The organism is Leptolyngbya sp. FACHB-541 (assembly GCF_014695875.1).
Taxonomy (GTDB): Bacteria; Cyanobacteriota; Cyanobacteriia; order Elainellales; family Elainellaceae; genus JAAUTN01.
The window spans coordinates 1-7,583 of sequence record NZ_JACJPC010000026.1 but is presented as its reverse complement, the minus strand read 5'-3'; the positions used below and the strand labels follow the sequence as shown (position 1 = coordinate 7,583).

Sequence of the window (7,583 nt, the reverse complement as noted above, 5' to 3'; positions counted from 1 at the left end):
TTGCTCGGATTGTGTCTTGGCTTAAGGGAGAACCATTACCTAAACTTCGGGTGTCACGTTTTGCAGCACTGGCACCGCCATGAGACACCTGTAGTACGTTCGCCAACAGCAACAGTTAATGAAGTTTTCGCGCTATTTGAATCCTGGACGCATGAACTTCTTACCTATGCACAAAAACACTCATTGGTTCATCAGCAAACTCGTTCCTATACAATGGTGCATCATGCCGCTCGTAGTACAACAGACCTTGTTCTAAGCACTTTCTCAAGAGATGACAGTGAAGCTGGAAGGTAAGCAGGGTAGCAGACAGAGCCTACTGAAAGACTAAAAAATAGGGTGAATCGATTCAATTTACCCCACAATTCTAAAAATGTTGCCTTCATTCTATCAAGCTTGTCTGCAAGCGCAACTGAGTTCCATTAGCAACGCTATTTGCTCAACCAATTCAATATGAAAGCCGTCATCGAAATTTACAACGGTTTCTCCAGTTACCGCAACTCAAGATCAAAAGCTTGTGGTTTCCGATTCTCAAACATTGGTTCAAGCAACATTTTTATCGGGGTCAATCGTTGTCTCTCTTCATTGATCGCACGCAATGGAAACAGCATAATTTGTTGATGGTGAGTTTCGTTTCTTGCAAGCGTGCCATTCCTCTATTCTGGCATCTGCTGGATAAGCAAGGCACAAGCTTACTATCCGACCAACAGTTGTTCCGCGATCGAGGCATGCTCTCGTGTAGTTCAAACTATAGAAGACAACGCCTCAGACATATCAAACATTGCTCCGCTCATGCCCTTATCTATTTAAATTTCGGAGGTCACTGGCATGCAAGACAAAACCCATGCTTTGGTGATTGGTGGCAGCATAGCAGGGCTCTTAGCCGGTCGCGCTTTGGCGAATCATTTCGATCACGTCACGATTTTAGAACGAGACTTTTATCCTCAACAACCTACCCCACGTCAAGGGCTACCTCAGTCCCGCTTTCCCCACACCCTCATGCTGCGAGGACAGCAGATTCTAGAGCAATTCTTCCCGGGGTTAAAAGCGGAACTACTGGCTCAAGGCGCGATCGCCGTAGACAGTTCTCAGGAAATTGCCTATCTCAATTCCGTAGGGTGGGCTGCTCGTAGCCCATCAGACTTGACCCTCCTTGCCTGTAGTCGAGACTTACTCGATTGGAATGTTCGTCGTCGCTTGCGATCGCTGCCCAACGTTGAATTTTTAGAAGGAGCCAGTGTCACAGGACTGCTTGCTAATGAAGCCAAAACGCAGGTCGCCGGCGTATCAGCACGAATCCGCAGTGCTTTCAACGAGGAGCAGAGCGTGACTGCCTCTAATAGCGAAACGACCAAAGATCTCTATGCTGATCTGGTAGTGGATGCCAGTGGGAAAGCTTCCCACACGCCGCAATGGTTATCAGTGCTAGGATATGAGCCGCCTCAGGAAACCGAAGTGAACGCTTTTGTCGGCTATACTGCCCGAGTTTATCAGCCTTCATCGAATGTAGATGTAGATTGGAAGCTACTCTTTATCCAGCCTGACCCACCCCAGGATCAGCGAGGCGGAGCCATTTTTCCAATCGAGGGGAATCGCTGGATTGTCAGCTTAACGGGCGGCGATCGAGACTATCCCCCAACCAATGAAGCGGGCTTTTTAGCCTTTGCTCGCAGCCTCCGATCGCCTGTATTGTTTGATGCCATACGGGATGCAACGCCGCTCACGCCCATTTACACCTATCGCAGTAATGAAAATCGATTGCGCCACTATGATCGATTACGACATCAGCCCGAACAGTTTATCGTGGTTGGTCATGCTGCCTGCGCCCTCAATCCCACCTACGGACAGGGCATGACCGTTGCTGCGATCGAGGCAGACTTACTCGATCAGTTCTTTCAGGAACATCCTTGCCAGATAAGGATGAGCAGGCAAACTCGCTGCCTGCAAAAACAACTTGCGAAAGCGCATCAAGACGCTTGGGCGTTATCCATCTCTCAAGACGATCGCTATCGTAAGACTGAGGGCAAGCAAAGCAACGTCATGGCTTGTTTTATGAACTGGTACTCAGATCAGTTGCAAAAACTGGTGGTGGAGCAAGCAGAAGTGCAAATTGCGATGATGGAAGTGATGCATCTACTCAAACCTCTGAACGTGCTGTTTCAGTCTTTCATTCTGGGCCGTGTCATCAAGCGTTTGCTCTATCGATATGTAGCGCGACAACGATCAAAGAGCAACCCTTTAGTTGAGGAGGGAGAAAATTAGCCTCTCCACCCTAACATTTTTGCGACACTACCAAATTTAGTGCCACGAAAGCGAGAAATGCCTATTTTTACGTGCCCTTCTTCAAAAAATTTCCTATAAAGTGATAAGTTCGTGCATAGTTGTGCAACAAAGCTGAGTCTGTCGCTGCAAATTATTATGGCTTTTGCCGAAGCCGTTTCTTCATGTGGTAAATAACTGTACCAATGGGTCTATCCTCTAGTACACCATAAACTTCATAACCGAGCTTTTCATAAAAGCCTTTTGCTTCGACTGTCTTCAAAAATGAGACAACTGCGCCGTTTTCAATACCAAAAGACTCTGCTTGACTTAGCAAGCTTGAACCGAGTCCCTTGCCTCTTTCAGAATCTTCTACCCATAGTGTATCTATCTCCAACCCGTTCCAGTAACAATTAGCAAGAACTCCTCCGATAAGGTGTTCTGAACGATTAACAGCTCTCACCATGAATATTTTGTCTTCAGACTGCGGCAGTAAGTTAGGAATTTTTTGTCTCATGAAGGATTCAAAACGGCTTGTAAGTTCGCTCAACTCTTCTTGCAAAGGAGGCTCTGATAGTTCAAATCTCACTGTTGAAATAACCATAGTGGAATCTTTCACCTGCGGTTAGCAACCTCTGCATCATAGCTGATATCCTCCTTGCGTCCATTGAACACCGTGTTGGCTGATTCTCACACCGATGCCTCACTATTTCTAACCCTATTCCTTCTAGTCAATAACTAGCTTTGAAACTATGGCGTTTGAATTTGATCATCTCTTTATTTGTACTGATATTGGTGCGTGCGAAGCCGATCGTTTAGTATCATTTGGTTTAGTGGAAGGGACATCTAATCCACATCCTGGGCAAGGCACAGCCAATCGCCGTTTCTTTTTCCACAATGCAATGTTGGAGCTGTTGTGGATTCACGATACAGACGAAGCGAAATCAGAGCTAATTCGCCCTACTCGTCTTTGGGAGCGATGGACAAATCGGAAGAATAGCGCCTGTCCATTTGGGGTTTGTTTGCGTCCGACAAGTAGTGGTGATACCATTGCGTTTTCCAGTTGGGCATATCGTCCACCTTATCTGCCTGAAGTCCTGAGTATCGCGGTAGGTACAAATAGTAATGTGCTAACCGAGCCAATGCTCTTTCAGATTCCATTTGGTAAACGTCCAGATCAATACCCAGCTGATAAGACACAGCCTCTAGAGCATCCTGTTGGTTTGTGCGAAATGACTCGTATAGAGTTGATCAGTCCTACGGCAGATAATCCGTCACCAGAATTTCAAGCGGTAATCGATACCAATCAGGTCAGGGTACGATTAGGAGTAGAGTATTGTGTAGAGCTTGGTTTTGATGGAGAAGTGCAGGGGCATCAAACAGATTTTCGCCCTGAATTGCCACTTATCATAAGTTGGTAGCACAAACCTACCACCTAACAACTGCGCTGAACCGGAGCGTACAAGTATAGTCGTTATTTCTGGTTAAGTTCAATGGCTCCTAACGCTTTGAGGGTTGCTTTTTGGGCTTCAGTCAAACCAGTTGTGCCGCTGATGTTCATTCCTTCGTAGAGACGGGGCGATCGCAAGGTTTGCAGACACTCCCCTGTCTCGACCTGCCAAAGCTTAATCGCGCCATCGCTGCTACCGCTTGCCAAAACTTCACCATCCGCGCTAAAAGCAACAGACCACACCTCCGTCTGATGTGTCAAAACTTGAACGCATTCCCCTGACTCGGCATCCCAGAGGCGAACTGTTTTGTCGAGGCTGCTGCTGGCGACTGATGGACGGCTACTGTCTGCGAGGCAAAACTGAACCGTCCACACGGGAGCAGTATGCCCTTGCAACGTTTGGCATTTGCCCGTTTGAACATCCCACAAGCGCACCGTCTTGTCATCGCTGCTGCTGGCAATCATGCGATCGTTAGGTGCGTAAGCCACTGAAACGACCATGCCTTCATGTCCCTGTAGTGTTTTGAGACAGTCACCTGTCTCGGTATCCCAAAGCTGAATGAGCTTATCCTCGCAGCCACTCGCCAAAGTCTTACCATTCGAGCTAAACGCTAGTGTCCAAGCGCGACTGTTGAGAGGCATCGTGGTTCTGCATTCGCCGGTGTGAATATTCCAAAAGCGAATAACGCGATCGATGCCTCCGCTGCACAAAGTCTGACCGTCTGGCGAAAAGGCGAGCGTGTAAACGGGGTTAGCGATCGCGGCACTGCTTTGCAAGACCCGCAGCAGTTGACCCGTTGCTACTGTCCACAAGCGAATTTCACCGCGATCATTACTGCTGGCGACAATTTGACCGTCCGGGCTGAAGACAACCGACCAGATTTGATGTCTGTGTCCTGTTAGCGCTTTGTTGAAGGCAGCATGAGCCGTAGAAACATTCCACAGTCGTACCGTAGCATCGTCACTGCTGCTAGCTAAAATGGGTGCGGTGGGGCTAAACGCGATCGAGCGGATATTAGCGCTGTAGCCGTGCAGCGTCTTAATTGCCTCTTGGGTTTCGGTGTTCCAAAAAATCACGGTGCGATCGGGGCTACAACTAGTGAAGCTGTGACCGTCTGGATGAAAGGCGACCGACCAAACCCAACCCGAATGCTTTTGCAATACATTTAAACAGCGTCCAGTCTCGATTCCCCACAGCCGCACAGTGCAGTCAAATCCGGCACTGACCAAAATTTGCTGATTTGGACTAAAGGCGATCGAAGCCACTGAATCGGCATGTCCTTGAAGAATCCTGAAGCAGGTTTTAGTTTCCATATTCCATAGACGAATGGTGCGATCCCAACTTCCACTCGCTAGCGTTTGACCATCTGGGCTAAAAGCAACAGCACGGACGTAAGCGGTGTGTCCATGCAAGGTGTGAATAAGCTGCCCGGTTGCTACCTGCCATAACTTGATGGTTTGGTCATAACTACAACTGGCGATCGTCTCGCCATCGGGACTCACCACAACTCCAACGACAAAATCAGTATGTCCAACCAACGTTACACACTGCTGGGTTGCGATATTCCATAGCCTGACTGTGCGATCGTTGCCACAGCTGATTAACGTTTCACCATTGGGGCTAAATGCAACCGATGCAGCCCAACTTGTGTGCCCCTCAAACGTTTTACAACATTGACCTGTTGCCAAACTCCACAGCTTAATGGTGTGATCTAAACTTGCCGTTGCTAAGAATTCACCATCAGGGCTAAAGGCAACGCAAGCAGTCCAAGACAGATGTCCTTCTAACGTCAGCAGTTCTTGATAAGTTGCCGTTTGATAAACTCGCGTCTTACCGTCAATTAGACCAATCGCAAATTGCTCACCGTCAGGACTAAAGGCAATCCAGGTTGCTCCATCGAGAGCATCTGTAAAAACAGATTTAGCCAGATCAGCATTCGTAAAATTAGTGTGATGTAGCGTTGTACCCACCAGGTATGCCTGCCAAATACTCAGGTGCGAGAAATCATAGTCATTTAAGTCAATTTGAAGCGATCGCAGCAGGTTAATGATATTTCCTCCTGTATAGCCCGTTGTTCTAGGAGACTGCGATCGCAGTGTAGATAAAATACTATCAAGCTGATGTCTAAGATCTTTTTTCGATCGAAGTTGATTCACTAACCTTGCTGCCAGCGGTGCAAGAATAATACGAATTTGACTGTCACGAATGTAGTCTTTTTCCTGTGCTTTTATCAGAGCATGACTGATGAATAAATCGAGATTTTGAGTATGAATTTCTCTGTAAATGCGATCGATTAGCTGTTCGGTGACATACTCCATCACAACAGGCTGTAAGGTAAACCGTCCAGCGTTCTTCTCGATCAGCGATCGCCGTCGCAATGAGAGCAAAACTTCAAGCAGGTCTGTCCTTGTGTCGTTAGTAAAATCTTCTCGTAACTGAGCAATCGAAATCCATTCGCGAGCGATCGCTAGCCAATACATCGTTTGCTTTTCAAGTTCACTGAGTCGTTGAAACTGTTCGTCGAGCAGCAAAGTAATGTCGCCAAACGCGATCGTGCCCTGCTCCAAGAACTGCGTAATGCTACCATCAAATACATCTCGAACCGTTGCCAAGACAATTTTTAGCGCCAGCGGATTGCCCGAATAAGAAGTCGTTAAATTTTGCCACTCATCAGAATTGCAGATAAAGCCGTCTGCTTGAAAGAGTGATTGAACGGCTGCTGTGTTCAGTCCAGTTAGGGACAGCGATCGCACAGGCAAAAGCTCACCTTCGAGCGGAGCGAGTGTTTTCGGTTTCTCTCGACTCGTTAACAGTAAGCAGCTTGAATGATGTTGGCTACCGATGCGCCTCAAGAATTCGTCGTACTGCTCATAGCCCGATCGATACTGTCCGGCTTGCACTCCATCTAGAATGGCTTCAACATTATCAAATACGATCAAGCAGCGCCAAGAACGCAACCGCTCGATTAATTGAGAAATCTGCCCATCCAATGATTCAGCCTGAATTACTTCTTGCTGATTAGCAAAAAATTTAAGTAGCTGAGTGAGAACGATTTCGAGCGGTGGCGCATTGCGTAACGACTGCCAAACTAGATAATCAAACTTATTTTGAAGCTGTTCGGCTAGCTTTGCTGCTAGTGCGGTTTTACCGATACCACCCATGCCAACGAGTGCAACGAGTCGACAGCGATCAGATTCAATCCATTCCTGCAGCAGCGCCATTTCTGTCTGACGACCATAGAAGGTTGAAACATCGATCGACTCTCCCCAATGCTGATATGGATTCGTATTAGCAGACAAGTTCGATCGATCAAGCAACAGGGGTTCACTATCTGCCTGTGAAGCACTTGCTGCCTCTTTCTCGCTCCGATTTGCTAAAGCAGTGTGTTGATTTTGAGCAAGCTGCCGACGTAGAACGGATTGAATGTTTTTCTTGGTGACTGATTCTTTAAAAACTTGACTGAGTTGAGACCAAAGCTCTTGTCCAATGTTGCGAATGTAGCTCGTGTCGTAACCGACCTGCTTAGCAATTTCTGGATAAGTTAATCCTTGCCAACTGTAGCAGAATACTAACTCATGAATGTTTTTGAGTTTCTGCTCTTTAAGCAGTTCGTTTAACAAGGCTAAGGCTTCCTCAGAAGTCATGAGTGAAGACCTCCTAATATTAATGCTCAGTATTGTATCTGTACCGTCAAACTAGAGGCGAATTTGTAAAAGACTCTGCTTTAGCGATTTGCTTCTAAATTCAATCGTTTGCCAAACGACGGTACTGTCAACTTAACCAGAAAAATTTAAGAATAAGCACGATAATCCCTGGCAAGTTGGAATCACAAGATTATGCAGCAGGTTTCAACCCAACGATCGCTTGCCAATCTTC

General features: G+C 47.0%; 4 protein-coding genes. 2 read left to right on the top strand and 2 right to left on the bottom strand.

Going from position 1 to position 7,583, the window contains the following annotated elements; genetic code table 11:
* Positions 1 to 825 precede the first annotated feature (825 nt).
* Positions 826 to 2,259, top strand: coding sequence for an FAD-dependent monooxygenase (locus H6G00_RS03475; protein ID WP_190795650.1), 1,434 nt, complete (start codon positions 826 to 828; stop codon positions 2,257 to 2,259).
* Positions 2,260 to 2,413: 154 nt separating this feature from the next.
* Here the strand turns inward: H6G00_RS03475 and H6G00_RS03470 are convergent, their stop codons facing one another.
* Complete coding sequence (locus H6G00_RS03470; RefSeq protein WP_190795649.1) at positions 2,414 to 2,860, bottom strand: GNAT family N-acetyltransferase; 447 nt, start codon at positions 2,858 to 2,860, stop codon at positions 2,414 to 2,416.
* Between the two features lie 148 nt (positions 2,861 to 3,008).
* Here H6G00_RS03470 and H6G00_RS03465 point away from each other — a divergent pair, with 148 nt between their 5' ends.
* Positions 3,009 to 3,677 (top strand): hypothetical protein, encoded by a 669-nt coding sequence (locus tag H6G00_RS03465; RefSeq protein ID WP_190795648.1) that lies wholly within the window; start codon positions 3,009 to 3,011, stop codon positions 3,675 to 3,677.
* 53 nt (positions 3,678 to 3,730) lie between these two features.
* Here H6G00_RS03465 and H6G00_RS03460 read toward each other — a convergent pair whose 3' ends face one another.
* Positions 3,731 to 7,351, bottom strand: a complete 3,621-nt coding sequence (locus H6G00_RS03460) for an NB-ARC domain-containing protein (protein WP_190795647.1) — start codon at positions 7,349 to 7,351, stop codon at positions 3,731 to 3,733.
* Positions 7,352 to 7,583: the final 232 nt, after the last annotated feature.